We start from the raw sequence: 15,862 nt of genomic DNA on the forward strand, positions 1-15,862 counted from the left end.
GTCAAAAAGTATGGTATATAAATAGATCGACCTATGAAAAGACTGTTGAATATCTTTATTCTATGTATGGTATGCCTCTCTGCCGGGGCAGAATGGAAATGGCAGAATCCGATGGACGCTGGTTTTCCCGTGATCCAGAACCAGGGTTGGCCCGATGAGATCGGACAGACCTATGTACGCCTACCCGACCGGGCAAAGGCCGAAGTCAGGGAACCGGTTTGGAACCTCTCCCGCAACTCAGCCGGACTGGCTATTCATTTTTATTGCAACTCCCCCCAGATAACCGTACGTTACCAGGTAAGCGGTGGGTATGCTATGCCGCACATGCAATCGACCGGCGTATCGGGGCTCGACCTGTACAGCATCGACAGCGAGGGCAAGTGGAGTTTCTGTTTCGGTAACTACTCATTCGGAGATACAATCCGATACAGCTATACGAACCTGGGACAAGACAAGTTCCATAACCGCGGGTTTGAATACAGACTCTACTTACCTTTATATAATAGCATCAAGTGGATGGAGATCGGCACACCGGAAGGAACCGAACTGACTTTCATTCCCCAATCGCCGGAGAAGCCGGTTGTCCTTTACGGTACTTCCATCGCACAGGGCGCTTGCTCTTCACGTCCGGCTATGGCGTGGGCGAACATCCTGCAACGTGCCCTAGGCTATCCGTTGGTCAATCTGGGATTTTCCGGTAACGGGCAGTTGGAAAAAGGCGTATTGAATTACGTCATCGAACAGGATGCCCGCATCTATATCCTCGACTGCCTGCCTAACCTCACCCAAAAGACCGAGCAGGAAGTGACAGACCTGGTGATCGCCGCCGTAAAGCAGATCCGGGAAAAACGGAACGCCCCGATCCTCCTGGTAGAACATGCCGGTTACAGCAACGCCCCCAGCGATCAGCGACAATACGAATCGTACACCCGCCTGAACGCCGCCTCACGCAAAGGATACGAAGCCTTGTTGCAAGCAGGTGTCAAAGACCTGTATTACCTGACACATGAAGAATTGAACTATCCGCCCGATGCCTGGGTTGACTACGTACACCCTTCCGACCTCGGAGCCACCTACCAGGCGACAGCCGTTGAAAAGAAAGTACGCGACATCCTCCGGCTGCCGGTAGGAGACCGCCCGACGACCCAGCCTGTCACCCAACGTCGCGAACCGAACAATTACGAATGGCAAACCCGCCACCGCGACATATTGAAGCATATCGAGCAAAACCCGCCCAAAGCCGTCATCATCGGCAACTCGATCACTCATTTCTGGGGAGGAGAACCGGCAGGACCGAGAAGCAGCGGCGCGAAAAGCTGGAAGAAGATCATGGAACCGGCCGGATTCCAGAATCTGGGATACGGTTACGACCGTATAGAGAACGTACTTTGGCGCATCTACCACGGTGAGTTGGATGGATATGAAGCGGATAAAGTTGTCCTGATGATCGGAACGAACAATATGGGAATCAGCCCGGACAAAGATATTGTAGAAGGTCTGCGTTTCCTCATCACAGCTATCCGTAACCGCCAACCAAAAGCGACGGTCAAAGTGATCGGTATCCTTCCCCGCCGGGAACACGAGAATTGGGTGAAAAACATCAACCAGCAAATCCGCACAATGGCGAACGAGGAAAACTGCCTGTTCAGCGATGTCGGAACAACCTTGCTCCTGCCCACCGGCAAGATCGACGAATCGCTTTTCAACGACGGCCTGCATCCGAATGAAAAAGGGTATCAGTTAATAGCTAAAACAATAGCCGAGGATTAAAGCAACAGATATAAAGACAGTAAGTTATGACACAGCAAAATGCAATCAAAATCTTTGAAGAGAAGAAAGTACGCACCGTATGGGATAGCGAAACGGAAGAATGGTATTTTTCCATAGTGGATGTAATTGCCGTATTGACGGATAGTGATAACCCACGTCGTTATTGGAGCGACTTGAAACGTAAGTTATCAAAAGAAGGAAGTCAGTTGTACGCTAAAATCGTACAACTGAAAATGCCCTCTGGTGATGGCAAATACTACAAAACCGACGTAGCCACCACCGAGCAACTTTTCCGCCTGATCCAATCCTTCTTATCTCTTTAACGACTTACGCACCAGCCAGTAAGAGACTGACAACGTGCAAATCTCAGCGATCGGTATATCATACCAGATGGCGTCGATACCGAATACAGCGGGGAGGACAAGTATACCGATTCCTACGAATATGAGTCCTCTCAAAGCTGATATAATGATCGAAATCTTCGCATTTCCGATAGCCGTAAAATAGCTGGATGCCAGGATATTCAAACCACACAACAAAAAGGCAAAGCAATAGATCGAGACACCTCGCGACGCAATAGCAAAGGCCTCGCTGCTGTGATCGTTGAAAAACAATCCGATAATCTGTTCGCCGAACAATAACAATACCAGGAACAAACCAATCCCGATCGCAGAATTAACCCGCACGGCAAGTCCCAGGATCGACTTGATACGTTCCTGCTTCTTCGCCCCGTGGTTATATCCTATAATAGGTATGATACCATCCGATACCCCCAGGAATATGGTGGTTCCGATAAACAGGATATAATTGATTGCCGTAAACGCCGCCACCCCACTTTCACCCAGATACTTCATCATCGTGATATTGAAGAGGAAAACGGTAATTGCCACCGACAGTTCAGACATACCCTCCGACGACCCGTTATAGAAAGCATTCCATACCAGCCGCCAATTGTAGCGTCCACGTTGGACGGCAACGACTTCGTGACGCGAAAACAACCGGGGCACATTCAGGCAAGCACCGATCGTAAAGGCAATACCGGTCGCCAGTCCGGCTCCCATCACGCCCCAACCCAATACGGCAACGAACACGAGGTCGAGAATAATATTCAGGATCACGGTCGTCCCCATGACCGAAGTCGCATACAAGGGATGCCCCATCGCCTTAATGATATAGTCGCCGAAGAACATCGTACACAAAAACGGGAAGAAAGGGACCAATGCCCGGATATATCCTACGGCATCCCCCTGCAACACGGCATTCGCCCCCAGGAAAGAAGCGATCTCCCCTGCAAATAAATAGATCAACAGGCTCACCGCCAAAGACATGGCAATCAGGAACAGAAATACCGAACGCAACGCGTTGTTCGCTTCCTGCTTATCACCTTTTCCCAGACTGATACTGACAATCGTCTGTCCCCCGATGCCCATCACGATGGCAAACGCCGAGATCAAACTATAACACGGTAAGATCAGATTCACACTAGCCAGCGCATTAGCGCCCACAAACCGTCCGAGCACAATCCCGTCAATTACGGACTGGATACCCAGAAATAATAGTCCCGCCACGCCGGGAAGTGCATACTTTGTAAATAACCGGGGAATCTCACCTGTCAACAATAACCTCTCTCTTTCCTGGCGGAAGAGAGCTTTTTCCTTACTCATAAAACAACTTGCTTTTGGTTCCGGCTGCAAAGGTAAGGAGGTCTTTTCAGAGAAAAATTACCATAAGATAATTTCGGTCTGCTCTTTTTATTTAGAAGAGGAACGGATACGGCTCAACGATTGCGGCGTGATCTGCAGGTAGGAAGCGATATGTTTCAACGGTACTCTCTGGAACAAGTCCGGACGCGAATGCATCAGACTCTCGTATTGTTCGCGGGCATCACTCCAACTGTCGTTGATAAAATAGTTCTCATATTCCCGCAGGTAATAGTCGAGCAGCTTCAATCCCCAGATAGCGATATCGTGCGACTGTTCGAAAAGTTTGTCCAGTTTCGTGGCAGGGATGCGGAACAGGACGGTATCCTCCACCATCTCCACGTTATAGACCGAGATGTCGCGGTAAACGAAATTGATCATTTCGCCGTCGCTGGCAAACCATAAGGTGATATCTTTCGTATCCAGTTCGACATATGCCCGGACCAATCCCTCTTTGACGAACCAGACAAACGGGTCGCGGTCGCCTTCCCTCGTCGAAAGTTCTCCTTTCGAGAAAGCCACCTCCTCCATCTCGTCGACCAGCAACCGGATCGCTTCGTCGGACATGGGATAAACCGCCCGCTGTTGTTCTATGAATTTATCCATGCTGTTTTTGTAACAAGTCCAATAACAGGGTCAACGCAGCATCCGCCGCGGCCTGTATATTTTCCGCCCTGACCGTTCCGAAATGAAAACAATGTGAGACGATTTCACCTTTCAGGGCTGCGGCGATCCAAACCGTGCCGACCGGTTTTTCCGGGGTTCCTCCGCCGGGTCCTGCTACACCGGAAGTCGCTACCGCACAGTCGCATCCGAGGGTACGGATCGCTCCCTGCGCCATCTGTTCCACCACTTCGCGGCTGACGGCCCCATGCTGGCGAAGACTTTCTTCCGAAACACCCAATACATGCTGTTTCACTTCGTTGCTGTAAGAGACAACTCCCCCGACAAAATAATCGGAACTACCTGCCACCAGCGTGATCATATTGGCTATCCGGCCACCCGTGCAGCTTTCCGCCGTCCCCATCGTCAGTTTCCGTGAACGTAAGACGTCGCCTACCCGTTCACCTAAGACTTTATTCTCTGCCATAATTCGATATTATCTTCTGAAAAATAGGATGCATCCTTTTCCAAAATAGCATGCACCCTTTTTGTAAATAGCATGCACCCTTTTAAAAAAGAGGATGCATGCTTTTTTCTATACCGTAATTACACCTGATAATCAGATAACTACCCGTGAGAACGGAACAGCGTCCATCGGACAAAAATCCTTATCGAGGAATTTATAATAACCAGTGATGGCAACCATCGCCGCGTTGTCTGTAGTAAACGCGAACTTCGGGATATGCACTTTCCAGCCATACCGCTTCGCATGGTCGAGGAAGGCATCGCGCAAACCGGAGTTTGCCGAAACACCTCCGGCCACCGCCACCTCTTTTATATTCAGGTCTTTCGCTGCCTTGCGCAACTTATCCATCAGGATATCGATCACGGTCGACTGAAGGGAGGCACAAAGGTCACGTTTATTATTTTCGATGAAGTCCGGATCTTCCTGTAGTTTATCCCTCAAGGTGTAGAGGAAAGAAGTCTTTAGTCCGCTAAAGCTATAATCGTATCCCGGAATATGCGGTTTGCTGAAAGTAAAGGCTTTCGGATTTCCTTCGTTGGCCAACCGGTTCACCACCGGACCACCCGGATAACCCAATCCCATCACCTTCGCACATTTATCGAAGGCTTCGCCCGCTGCGTCGTCTATGGTCTGTCCTATCACCTCCATGTCGTTATAAGCATTTACTTTGATGATCTGCGAGTTACCGCCCGACACCAGCAAACACAGGAACGGGAACGAGGGAGCATGATCGTCTTCCGGCGTTTCCTTGATAAAGTGAGCCAGTACATGCGCCTGCAAATGGTTGATCTCGATCATCGGGATGTCCAAAGAAGCCGCAAACCCTTTGGCAAAGGAGGTTCCGACCAGCAGGGATCCCATCAACCCCGGCCCGCGTGTGAAGGCAACGGCGCTCAGTTCCGACTTATCGATGCCTGCACGCTTGATAGCCTCTGCCACCACCGGGATGATATTCTGCTGGTGGGCACGCGAAGCCAGCTCGGGAACCACGCCACCATATGCTTCGTGAACCGCCTGACTGGCTATCACATTCGACAGCATCACGCCGTCGCGTATTACGGAAGAGGAAGTATCATCACAGGATGATTCTATCCCCAATATTGTTACACTCATACTCTTCTCTCGTTTTTTTGTGCAAATTTAATGAATTCTATCGCGATATTGTTGTAGATTTGCGTTTAAAATATAGTAAAGATATCAGAGGACTCAAATACATAATCATTACCCTACTTGTTTTGTTCTGGATATTCTATGCGATGCCCTTTATCTTGTTGAAGATACCCTACATCCAACATCAGGTTTCCGACATTGCATCGACCGAATTATCCGGCCATCTCGGTGTGCCCGTAAAGATAGGAAATGTGAATATCGAATGGTTCAACCGTTTGGTCCTCGACAACTTATACCTCGAAGATCAGGAAGGTCAGACATTATTCGAAGCCAATCATGTGGCGGCGGGCTTTGAAGTTCTTCCGCTATTTAAAGGAAAATTCGTTTTCACTACCGTGCGGCTATTCGGTTTTTCCGTCAATCTCAAAAAGAAGACACCCGAAAGTCCGCTCAATCTCCAGTTCGTGCTGGATGCTTTTGCCAGCAGGGACACGATCAAGAAGAATCCGAATATCGACCTGCGTTTCAACTCGATCCTGATCCGCCGGGGAAACTTCCGGTACGACGTGCAAAGCGAGGCCGAAACGCCAGGAAAATTCAACGCCAGGCATGTGGCTATCAAAAACCTGAGTGCGAAGATTTCCATGAAGGCCTTCAACAAGGACAGCCTGAACGCCAACATCAAAAAGATGAGCTTCGACGAGGCTTCCGGCCTTACGCTGAATAAACTCTCGATGAACGTTATCAGCAACCGCGACAGTGCTTTCATCAACAATTTCGAAATAAAACTACCGGAAACGGATTTGAAAATCAGCCGGGCAAAGATCGACATGCAGGAGGTGAAGAACGCTTCCGAGCTGCTGAACCATGCCCCGTTGGAATTGAATATTTCCCCGTCGCAAATCTGTCTGAAAGACCTCTCTCCTTTCGTCCCGGCTTTCAGCAACTTCACCGAGACCATCGAATTATCGGCAGAAGCGTCCGGTTCCGTCAACAATATCAACCTGCAACGGCTGACAATCCGTTACAGCGACAAGATGCTGTTTATCGGAAAAATGGACCTGAAAGGGATCAGCCATCCGGAAGATGCCTATATCTTCGGACAGGTAAACAAGATGTATATCACGACCGACGGACTGGCGGGCCTGGTAAACAATTTCAACAAGAAGCCGGTCGTGCTGCCCGATCCTGTCGTCAGGTTGGGTACGATCAATTTTACCGGAGAGATATCCGGCTTCTTCGATAACCTGGTGGCGTTCGGAAAGTTCTCTTCGGCGATCGGTTCGGTGCAGACCGACATGATATTCGGTACAGACAAAGAAAACAATGTTGCGGCATACCTGAAAGGACATATTTCTACCTCCGGCCTGCATCTGAACGAGCTGTTCAACGATGGCAACCCTTACGGGAACACCCGCCTGAGCATCTCACTGGATGCCAAACGCTACAACAACAGCAGTTTCTTCGGAAATATTAAAGCGAACATCAACGAGTTCGAGTTCAAAAAATACAAGTACGAGGATATCCAGCTGTCCGGAAATTTCAAAAAGAACAGCTTCGACGGCATGGTACAGGTGAACGACCCGAACGGGAAGTTGCATGCCCAGGGTATGTTCCGCCACGAGGGGAAGAACTCTATGTTCAACTTCACCGCCAATCTGGAACATTTTCGTCCCGACAGCCTCAACCTGATCGACAAATATGAATCGCCGGATATCTCGCTATCCCTGAATGCCGATTTTACGGGGAATAATATCGATAACCTGGAAGGTAATATCACGATAGACAGCCTTTCGTTCCTGACGGCTCCAAGCAGCTTCTTCCTGAAAAAATTCCAGGTAACGGCATCCGGACATTCATTGGACCGCCATCTGACTATCTCGTCCGATATCCTGAACGGAGAGGTTACCGGTGCATACTCCTTTACCACGATCGTACCGAGTTTTATGAACACTTTCAAAGGATATATCCCGGCACTGATCAATGCGACGCAGAAGAAAAAAGAAGTAGAAGAAAACAATTTCTCGCTGTTGCTGACAGTAGAGAATACGGAAAAGATATCCGAAACACTCAAACTGCCGGTGACGATGGTCAACCAGGCACGCATCACCGGACACTACAATAACTTGTATAATAAATTCCGCATCGAGGCTTTCCTCCCTAAATTCAAACTGGGAAACTCCCTGTTCGAATCCGGTTACCTGACTTGCGACAACCCGCAGGATAATATCAACCTGCAACTGAGGGCAACCAACTACAACCTGAAAGGACTTCGTAACTACCTCGACCTGAAAGCGGATGCCCGCGACAACCGGATCAATACGCTGATCGGCTGGGCGAACAATAAGGAAAAGGTGTTCCGTGCCGAGCTGTCGGCGTCTGCCCTCTTCACTGAAAAAGAACAGGAAAAGAGGCCTTCTACCCTGCGAACCGATATTTCCGTCAAGGAGAGCCAACTGGTGCTGAACGATTCTTTGTGGACCATCCATCCCTCGAATATTGTAATTTCCGACGGGCAGATAGGTATCCGTAAATTCCTGGTAGGCAATGAGAAACAATCGTTGCTGCTGGACGGAAACATCTCCAAAAATCCGTCGGATACGCTTTTGATGGACCTGAAACAGGTCGAGCTCAAATACATTTTCGATATACTGAATATCCCGGTATTGCAGTTTGCCGGGAAAGCGACAGGTACATTTAATATAAGCGACCTGTACGGCAGTCGTATGCTGAACACCGATCTGGAGATAAAAGACTTCTCATTCAACCAGACACCGCTGGGCAGGCTGAACCTTTTCAGCGAATGGGACGATGAGCAAAAGGGTATCCTGATGCTCGGCAGTATCTATAAGAACGATACGACATGGACCGACGTAAGCGGTTACATCTTCCCGGTAGGACAGAATGCCGGGTTGTCCTTATTCTTCGGAGCCAACGATATCAATCTGGAATTCCTCCACCCCTTTGTGGAAAAGGTGGCTAAGAATATGAAAGGACGGGGTTTCGGAAACGTCCACCTGCACGGTCCGTTCAAGTCGCTGACCGTCGAGGGAGATGCGTATGTGCTGGACGGCGGCCTGGGTATCGAATATACGAATACATATTATACCTTCTCCGACTCCATACATCTGGATGCCGGTTCCATCAATATGCGGAACCTGACCGTCCATGACGAGTTCGGTAATCCGGGTATCATCAACATGAGTGTCTATCACAATCACTTCAAAGATGTCAGTTTCGACGTAAATGTCAAGACAAACAATATGTTGGTGTTTAATGCGACACGCAGGCAGAACCCATTGATCTACGGAACTGTCTTCGGTAGCGGATCGGCGTCGATCAAAGGAAATGACAAGCTGATCAACTTTGACATCAATATGCGGAGCGATCCTAAGACGGCTATCACATTCGACTTTATAAACAATACGACGGCTGCCGACTACGACTTTATCACGTTCGTCGATAAGAAACAGTTGAACGAATCCATCGCAAACGGAACAATCTCGCCCGACTCCCTGAAAATGGCTGCCGCCAACGAAGAAGAAGGTGCCGAAATGCGCATGAACTTCCTGCTCGACATCACACCCGATGCCCGGATCGAGCTGATCATGGACCCGGTTGCCGGAGATAAGATAACCGGCAACTGTAGCGGAAGCATGCAGATAGAATACGGGACAAAAACGGATTTACGCATGTACGGAAACATGGGAATTGTCAGCGGCAACTACAATTTCAGCTTGCAACAGATCATCCATAAGGACTTTAAGATACGCGAAGGCAGCTCCATCGACTTCCGGGGTGACCCGTTCAATGCCACGATGCAAATAAATGCCATTTATAATGTAACTGCCAACCTGCGCGACCTGGATGAAAACCTGGCACTGGAAAGTCCGCGAACCAACATACCCGTCAACTGCGTGCTTAACCTCGACGGCATGTTACGCAGCCCTGCTATCTCGTTCGACCTGGAACTTCCCGGTTCAAACGAAGAAATAGAACGTCAGATGAAAGCGTTGGTCGATACGGAAGACATGATGACACGCCAGATTATCTACCTCCTAGTGCTGAACAAATTCTACACCCCCGAATACAGCCAGAACGCCTACCGTTCGAGCGAATTCAGCGCCGTAGCTTCTTCCGCCATCTCCTCCCAACTGTCGAGCATACTCAACAGCTTGACGGATAAGGTGCAGATCGGTACGAACATCCGCACCAGCGATGACGGCATACAGGATACGGAAGTGGAAATGTTGCTATCCAGCCAATTACTCGACAACCGCCTGTTATTCAACGGAAGTTTTGGATACAGGAATAATACGTACCAGGGGAAGAACGACTTCGTCGGTGAATTCGACCTGGAATATAAGCTGACCCCAAGCGGAGAGATCCGCCTGAAGGCTTACAATCATGCCAATGATATGTATAAGTATCTGAACCGGGCCTTAACGACCCAGGGGGTAGGTGTCATGTTCAGGAAAGACTTCAGTAACATTTCCGAGTTCTTCCGCCGACGGAAAAGACTGCTGCCGATCGTGCCGCTTGCTCCGGCTGATACCATCTCGCCGGCAAAGACGGATACTACGGCTGTAACAATTCCTTTACCGCCTGCTGATAAGTAGATAACTGGTTGCTTTTAAGTATTTTCTTCCGCAAACGTTTTTCTGCGTCCGGCAAGAGGTAATCCCAAAGAGTTTTCATTTTGGCAAGCACCTGGTGCTCTCCGCCTTCAAGTATGGCGCTGTATTTCTCAAATAAAAGTGTATGGAAACGGAACAGTCCGGCTTTCTTTTCCGTGTCCGGCAGCTCCTTTCCTGCCATATATTCCTTTGCCAGCCAGGGGGAAGACAATAAGCCGCGTCCCAACATCACCCCGCTCAACCGGGGATACAAGCGAATGATCCGGTCGATATCGGCCGGATAGTTCAGATCGCCGTTATAGAAAAGCGGATGTGCACATGCTTCGTAGAAACGGGTAAAGCTGTCCATATCCACATGCCCTTTGTACTGTTGCCGCCCTATCCGGGGATGCAAAGTCACATGTGTAAGCGGCAACGAATCGATAAAGGGAAGCAAAGCAAAGACTTCGTCCGGTGAATCCCATCCTAACCGGAGCTTGACAGAGAAATTCATTTCCGGAAATTCACGGGCTGTCTGCAACAGGGCGGCAGCATCTCCCGTATGAGGCAGGATACCTGCTCCCCGGTGAAGACGTGCCTGCATCGGGAAAGGGCACCCCATATTGATATCTGCCTGCCGGTATCCTTGTCCGAGAAATAAAGTTACCAGATGCCGGAATTCCTCAGGCGTGGCCGCTATCAACTGGGGAACGACCGGAGTAGCCACATTCCTGCCGGACGTTATATCCCGGAGATCCTTGTTCCGGAAACCGTCTTTCTCCACCCGCACAAAAGGGGTATAGTAGGCTTCGACTCCTCCGAATACCTGTGCATGCACTTCCCGGTACACGGCATCCGTATAGCCTTGCAAAGGGGCAAAATGTATCTTGTACTCCATCAGGGGAACAGTTCTGAAAATAATGAATGAAGCTGTGTTTTAGCTTGTTCGAAATCCTGCTTTTCCCCTAATTCTTTCTCCAGCGAGGTCACACCTTTATCCGTAAACCCACAAGGGTTAATCAGGGAAAAATAACTCAGGTCGGTATTGATATTCAGAGCAAAACCATGCATAGCAACGAACCGGCTGCTCTTTACTCCGATCGCACAGATCTTGCGGGCACGTCCTTTTACATCCGGATCGATCCATACGCCGGTAGCACCGTCGAGACGTTCTCCGCGTATCCCGTAAAGGGCGAGGAAACGAATAATGACCTCTTCCAGCCGATGGATATACAGTTTGAGTCCCAACTGCCAATATTCCAGGTCGAAGACCGGGTAACCGGTTATCTGCCCGGGGCCGTGATAAGTAATATCCCCTCCCCGGTTGATATGGTAGAAAGAGACGCCACGCTGCTGCAACAGTTGTTCCGGTATCAGGAGATTGGCATCTTTCCCACTCTTTCCGATCGTCAGCACGGGTTGATGTTCGCAGAAGAACAACTTATTTTCTTCGCTGCCTCCCTCCTTCTTTGCCTGAAGCAAGGTTTCAAAAGCATCTGTCTGAACCTTTAGCGCATCTGCATAATCAATGCGTCCGAGGTCGTGAAAAGTGAAGCTCTCCATTTCTTTCTTTTTTTTATTTTTCCGTTCGTATTATCGATCTCACCGGCTCCGTAACCCATCTGTATCTTCAACAACTTACCCATCAGGGAAAGGATTTGTCCCTGTCGTTTCAACATATAGGGAGAAGGTTTACCGGAATTAAATTTCCTGGGATTCGGCAAAGATGCAGCGATCAACGCAGCCTCCTCGCGATTTAACCGGGAAGCCTGCTTCTTAAAATGGGCCTTGGCTACCGCTTCTGCTCCATAAATACCGTCGCCCATCTCGATGGAGTTCAGATAGACCTCCATGATCCTTTCTTTCCCCCATATCCACTCGATCAAGAGGGTGAAGTAGGCTTCGATCCCTTTCCTTATATAGCTTTTGGTAGGAAGAAGGAATACATTCTTGGCTGTCTGCTGGGAGATGGTGCTGGCGCCGCGTACGCGCTTTCCCTTTTCCGCTTCATCGCGTGCTTTCTGTATCTGTTCAATATCAAAACCGTTATGATCGAGAAACAAATTATCCTCCGAAGCGACAACCGCCTGTACCAACGGTTGTGCTATCTGCGACAACGGAACCCATTTATGTTCCAGCTTGAAGGGTTTCCCCCCCTTGTACTGATCATACAACCGCGTCAGCATCAACGGCGTATAATAAACAGGGATGAACTTATACGCCACCACCGCCAGGATGCTGGATATAAAAAGAAACAGAAAGATATTCCTGCATCCGATCAGAATCCGTTTTATAATAGGCATATTCAATATCGTTTACTGTCGGCAAATGTACGAAATGTTACTTTCCTCCAAAAAGAAAAGTAACCAAAAATTCAGGCTGTATTTGCCTTGAACTTCCGGTTACTTCCTAACCAATCTAGTATATGGGAATTATCTTTTCCAGTATTGTTCCATCTGTTCCAACGTCTTTCCTTTGGTTTCGGGGACGAATTTCCAGATAAAGGCGGCAGCCAGGATACCCATCAGACCGTATATCCAGTAGGCCATACCATGATTAAATGTTTCAGTCAGGTACTGATTCTTATCGAGCATCGGGAAAGTCCATGATACCAGGAAGTTGGCAATCCACTGTGCCGCAACGGCAATACTCATCACCGTAGAACGGATAGAGTTCGGGAATATTTCAGCCAGCAATACCCAGCAAACCGGTCCCCATGACATGGCAAAACCAGCCGTATAAACCAACATGCAAACCAGCGAACCGACGCCGACGGAATGGGTATAGAAAGTCGTACCCAGTATAGTCATCGAAACAGCCATAACCAAAGCTCCGATGATCATCAACGGACGGCGGCCAAACTTATCGACCGTAAAGATAGCCAGTACGGTAAACGACAGGTTCACGGCACCTACCACGATCTGCTGCAACAAAGCGGCATCGGTAGCGGCCCCCATCGTCTTGAAAATCTCCGGTGCATAATATAATACTACGTTAATACCGACAAACTGCTGGAATGCTGACAACAACACACCCACCAGAATGATCAGAACGCCAAACGAACGGATCGGGAGTATCAAAGAGACAAAGAAGCTGCCGATCAAAGCGATCTCCAACGCACTCGTACTGCCAGCCAGTTCCAATCCTCCGTATGAAATCAGGAACAGAACCAACCAGGTCCCCATAAACTGGAAGTAAGGACGCATAGATGGTGCTTTTTCCTTGAAACTTTCTTTAATATCTACCAATTCTTTCGATGCTTCTTCCTTATCCATCAAACGACTGAGAATAGAGAAGGCTTTCTCTGTTTTACCACGCATGACCAGATAACGGGGAGTTTCCGGTACGAACATCAGGAAAACAAGGAATAAGACTGCCGGGATGGTCTCAGAGGCAAACATCCAACGCCAGCCGGTGGCATGCAGCCACGCCGCATCTCCTTGTAAAGCAATGGTATAGTTCACGAAATAAACCACCAGCATACCGAAGATGATAGCAAACTGGTTCCAGGAAACCAGATTACCACGGCGGTCGGCAGGCGCCACTTCAGCAATATACATAGGAGAAACCATAGAAGCCAGTCCGACCCCTATTCCTCCTACTATTCTATAGGCAACGAACAAATACATATAAGTATGATCTCCGCTTCCGGGTAGTCCCAAGCCGAATTCCGGCCATGCGGAACCGATCGCGGAGAGCAGGAAAAGGATAGCCGCAACGACCAACGTCGGCTTACGACCATACCGCTGGCTCACCCATCCGGCAAAAGAAGCTCCGAGGATGCAACCGATCAGCGCACTGCTGACCACAAATCCTTCCAGCGAATTAGCCTGATCGAGAGGTAATCCGTAAGGTTCGATAAAAAATTTCCGTAGTGATTCTACTGTTCCGGAGATAACAGCCGTATCATATCCGAATAGTAACCCTCCAAGGGTAGCAACGAGGGTAAGGCCAAAAATATAACTATTGTTGTTTTTCATATCTATCAGACTAAGAAACAAAAAGTAACTTCTCCACTCCGGAGAAAGGTACGGAGGTGTGCTATCATTTGGAAACACGTAATTATCACACGCCTCCTGCCTTTCTCCAAGAGAAGAGAAAGTTACTCTTTGTAACTAATTTTATATATATAAATTGAGAATCATTTCATATAATTCCTGCTTGCCACTGATCTGCTTCGGTTCGCCGTCACGAAGAGCGATCGTACGCAAGTCTTCCAAAGTCAGCTTGCCGTCTTCGAATGCTTTACCTTCGCCGTTGTCGAAGCTGGCATAACGCTCAGTACGCATTTTCTTGTAATCGGAGTTTTCAAGGATGGCAGCAGCCGTTATCAAAGCACGGGCAAAAGCATCCATACCACCGATATGAGCCAGGAAGATATCGTCCAGATCGGTCGAGTTACGACGGGTCTTCGCGTCGAAGTTCGTTCCTCCGGTAGTCAGACCGCCACCCTGAAGGATAACCAGCCATGCCTGGGTCAGCTCGTAGATATCCATCGGGAACTGGTCGGTATCCCAACCGTTCTGATAATCACCACGGTTAGCATCGATACTGCATAACATACCAGCGTCGACAGCAGCCTGCAGTTCATGTTCGAATGTATGTCCCGCCAATGTAGCATGGTTCACTTCGATGTTCAGGGCGAAGTCTTTATCCAGACCATAATGACGCAGGAAGCCGATCACCGTTTCAGAATCCACATCATACTGGTGCTTGGTCGGTTCCATCGGTTTCGGTTCGATCAGGAAAGTTCCTTTGAAACCATTCTTACGACCATAGTCACGTGCCATGGTAAGCATCATGGCCAGATGATCTTTTTCACGTTTCATATCGGTGTTCAGTAGGCTCATATAACCTTCGCGACCACCCCAGAATACATAATTCTCACCGCCCAGAGCGATACAAGCGTCGATAGCGTTCTTGATCTGCGTTCCGGCACAAGCGACAGCCGGAAAATACGGATTGGTAGCTGCACCGTTCATATAACGTTTGTTACCGAATACGTTGGCTGTCGACCATAACAGTTTCTTGCCTGTTGCCTGCTGCAAACCTTTGGCATGTTCAACCATTGTCTGCAGGTCTTTTTCAAACTCAACCATTGTAGGAGCCTCGTCTACAACATCCACATCGTGGAAGCAATAGTAAGGAATGCTACATTTGGTCATAAATTCGAAAGCGGCATCCATTTTATATTTTGCACGGCTGATACGGTCAGCCTCCGTGTTCCAGGGGAATGTTTTTGTTCCGCCGCCAAACTGGTCACCACCTTCGGCACAAAGTGTATGCCAATAAGCCATAGCAAAACGGAGATGGTCTTTCAATGTCTTACCCATTACCACCTTATTTTCATCATAATAATGAAATGCCATCGGATTCTTAGAATCGCTTCCTTCAAACTGAATCTTTCCTATTCCGGGAAAGAATTCTTTTTCACCTTTATAAAAGTCCATGAAATTAATTGTTTTAATGATTTATACTTTATCAGTTGATAGTTGACAAGTGACAGTTGACAGTTATTTCGGCTTTTAGCCGATTAG

Annotated in this window: 11 protein-coding genes and 1 pseudogene; 3 read left to right on the forward strand and 9 right to left on the reverse strand. The window is 48.6% G+C overall.

The features are described from left to right. Positions 1 to 33: 33 nt before the first annotated feature. Together DWW23_RS02175 and DWW23_RS02180 are read left to right on the forward strand one after the other, a co-directional pair. On the forward strand, positions 34 to 1,770 hold the full coding sequence (locus DWW23_RS02175; protein ID WP_122351631.1) for an SGNH/GDSL hydrolase family protein: 1,737 nt from the start codon (positions 34 to 36) through the stop codon (positions 1,768 to 1,770). 26 nt (positions 1,771 to 1,796) lie between these two features. Continuing rightward, positions 1,797 to 2,087 (forward strand): annotated as a pseudogene (locus DWW23_RS02180) (BRO family protein); the annotation flags it as partial. Here the strand turns inward: DWW23_RS02180 and DWW23_RS02185 are convergent. From DWW23_RS02185 to tsaD, 4 genes are all read right to left on the reverse strand, one after another. Continuing rightward, a complete protein-coding gene (locus DWW23_RS02185) occupies positions 2,082 to 3,434 on the reverse strand; it encodes an MATE family efflux transporter (RefSeq protein ID WP_122351633.1) in 1,353 nt (450 codons plus the stop codon). The pseudogene DWW23_RS02180 and the gene DWW23_RS02185 overlap by 6 nt on opposite strands. A gap of 87 nt (positions 3,435 to 3,521) precedes the next feature. Continuing rightward, on the reverse strand, positions 3,522 to 4,076 hold the full coding sequence (locus DWW23_RS02190) for a Crp/Fnr family transcriptional regulator (RefSeq protein ID WP_075558094.1): 555 nt from the start codon (positions 4,074 to 4,076) through the stop codon (positions 3,522 to 3,524). Further along, positions 4,069 to 4,560 (reverse strand): CinA family protein, encoded by a 492-nt coding sequence (locus DWW23_RS02195; protein ID WP_122351634.1) that lies wholly within the window; start codon positions 4,558 to 4,560, stop codon positions 4,069 to 4,071. The genes DWW23_RS02190 and DWW23_RS02195 overlap by 8 nt, the downstream gene beginning before the upstream one ends. A gap of 132 nt (positions 4,561 to 4,692) precedes the next feature. Next, positions 4,693 to 5,712 carry a tRNA (adenosine(37)-N6)-threonylcarbamoyltransferase complex transferase subunit TsaD gene (gene tsaD / locus DWW23_RS02200; RefSeq protein WP_075558096.1) on the reverse strand — a complete coding sequence of 340 codons (1,020 nt, stop codon included), beginning with the start codon at positions 5,710 to 5,712 and terminating at the stop codon, positions 4,693 to 4,695. Positions 5,713 to 5,855: 143 nt separating this feature from the next. On the opposite strand from tsaD, the gene DWW23_RS02205 reads away from it, so the two are divergent. Further along, positions 5,856 to 10,328: a translocation/assembly module TamB domain-containing protein gene (locus tag DWW23_RS02205; protein WP_187576551.1), complete on the forward strand. Its 4,473-nt coding sequence runs from the start codon at positions 5,856 to 5,858 to the stop codon at positions 10,326 to 10,328. On the opposite strand, the gene DWW23_RS02210 is transcribed toward DWW23_RS02205, so the two are convergent. The 5 genes from DWW23_RS02210 to xylA all read right to left on the reverse strand — a co-directional run bounded on the left by DWW23_RS02210 (position 10,288) and on the right by xylA (position 15,775). Continuing rightward, positions 10,288 to 11,223 (reverse strand): tRNA-dihydrouridine synthase family protein, encoded by a 936-nt coding sequence (locus DWW23_RS02210; protein ID WP_122351635.1) that lies wholly within the window; start codon positions 11,221 to 11,223, stop codon positions 10,288 to 10,290. The two genes, DWW23_RS02205 and DWW23_RS02210, sit on opposite strands and share 41 nt — an antisense overlap. Further along, complete coding sequence (lipB, locus tag DWW23_RS02215) at positions 11,223 to 11,888, reverse strand: lipoyl(octanoyl) transferase LipB (RefSeq protein ID WP_122351636.1); 666 nt, start codon at positions 11,886 to 11,888, stop codon at positions 11,223 to 11,225. Before lipB ends, DWW23_RS02210 begins: the two co-directional genes overlap by 1 nt. Further along, on the reverse strand, positions 11,834 to 12,628 hold the full coding sequence (mtgA, locus tag DWW23_RS02220) for a monofunctional biosynthetic peptidoglycan transglycosylase (protein WP_122351637.1): 795 nt from the start codon (positions 12,626 to 12,628) through the stop codon (positions 11,834 to 11,836). The genes lipB and mtgA overlap by 55 nt, the downstream gene beginning before the upstream one ends. Positions 12,629 to 12,757: 129 nt before the next feature. Then, positions 12,758 to 14,305 (reverse strand): D-xylose transporter XylE, encoded by a 1,548-nt coding sequence (xylE, locus tag DWW23_RS02225; protein WP_122351638.1) that lies wholly within the window; start codon positions 14,303 to 14,305, stop codon positions 12,758 to 12,760. Between the two features lie 141 nt (positions 14,306 to 14,446). Beyond that, on the reverse strand, positions 14,447 to 15,775 hold the full coding sequence (xylA, locus tag DWW23_RS02230; RefSeq protein ID WP_122351639.1) for a xylose isomerase: 1,329 nt from the start codon (positions 15,773 to 15,775) through the stop codon (positions 14,447 to 14,449). Positions 15,776 to 15,862 lie beyond the last annotated feature (87 nt).

It is taken from the genome of Parabacteroides sp. AF14-59 (assembly GCF_003479515.1).
GTDB classification, from domain to species: Bacteria; Bacteroidota; Bacteroidia; order Bacteroidales; family Tannerellaceae; genus Parabacteroides; species Parabacteroides faecis.

Bases quoted from the DNA above. Each gene is read 5' to 3' on its own strand.
- DWW23_RS02210 (WP_122351635.1), bottom strand. From the start codon at position 11,223: ATGGAGTACAAGATACATTTTGCCCCTTTGCAAGGCTATACGGATGCC.
- tsaD (WP_075558096.1), bottom strand. From the start codon at position 5,712: ATGAGTGTAACAATATTGGGGATAGAATCATCCTGTGATGATACTTCC.
- mtgA (WP_122351637.1), bottom strand. From the start codon at position 12,628: ATGCCTATTATAAAACGGATTCTGATCGGATGCAGGAATATCTTTCTG.
- lipB (WP_122351636.1), bottom strand. From the start codon at position 11,888: ATGGAGAGCTTCACTTTTCACGACCTCGGACGCATTGATTATGCAGAT.
- DWW23_RS02175 (WP_122351631.1), top strand. From the start codon at position 34: ATGAAAAGACTGTTGAATATCTTTATTCTATGTATGGTATGCCTCTCT.
- xylE (WP_122351638.1), bottom strand. From the start codon at position 14,305: ATGAAAAACAACAATAGTTATATTTTTGGCCTTACCCTCGTTGCTACC.
- DWW23_RS02190 (WP_075558094.1), bottom strand. From the start codon at position 4,076: ATGGATAAATTCATAGAACAACAGCGGGCGGTTTATCCCATGTCCGAC.
- DWW23_RS02205 (WP_187576551.1), top strand. From the start codon at position 5,856: ATGCCCTTTATCTTGTTGAAGATACCCTACATCCAACATCAGGTTTCC.
- DWW23_RS02195 (WP_122351634.1), bottom strand. From the start codon at position 4,560: ATGGCAGAGAATAAAGTCTTAGGTGAACGGGTAGGCGACGTCTTACGT.
- DWW23_RS02185 (WP_122351633.1), bottom strand. From the start codon at position 3,434: ATGAGTAAGGAAAAAGCTCTCTTCCGCCAGGAAAGAGAGAGGTTATTG.
- xylA (WP_122351639.1), bottom strand. From the start codon at position 15,775: ATGGACTTTTATAAAGGTGAAAAAGAATTCTTTCCCGGAATAGGAAAG.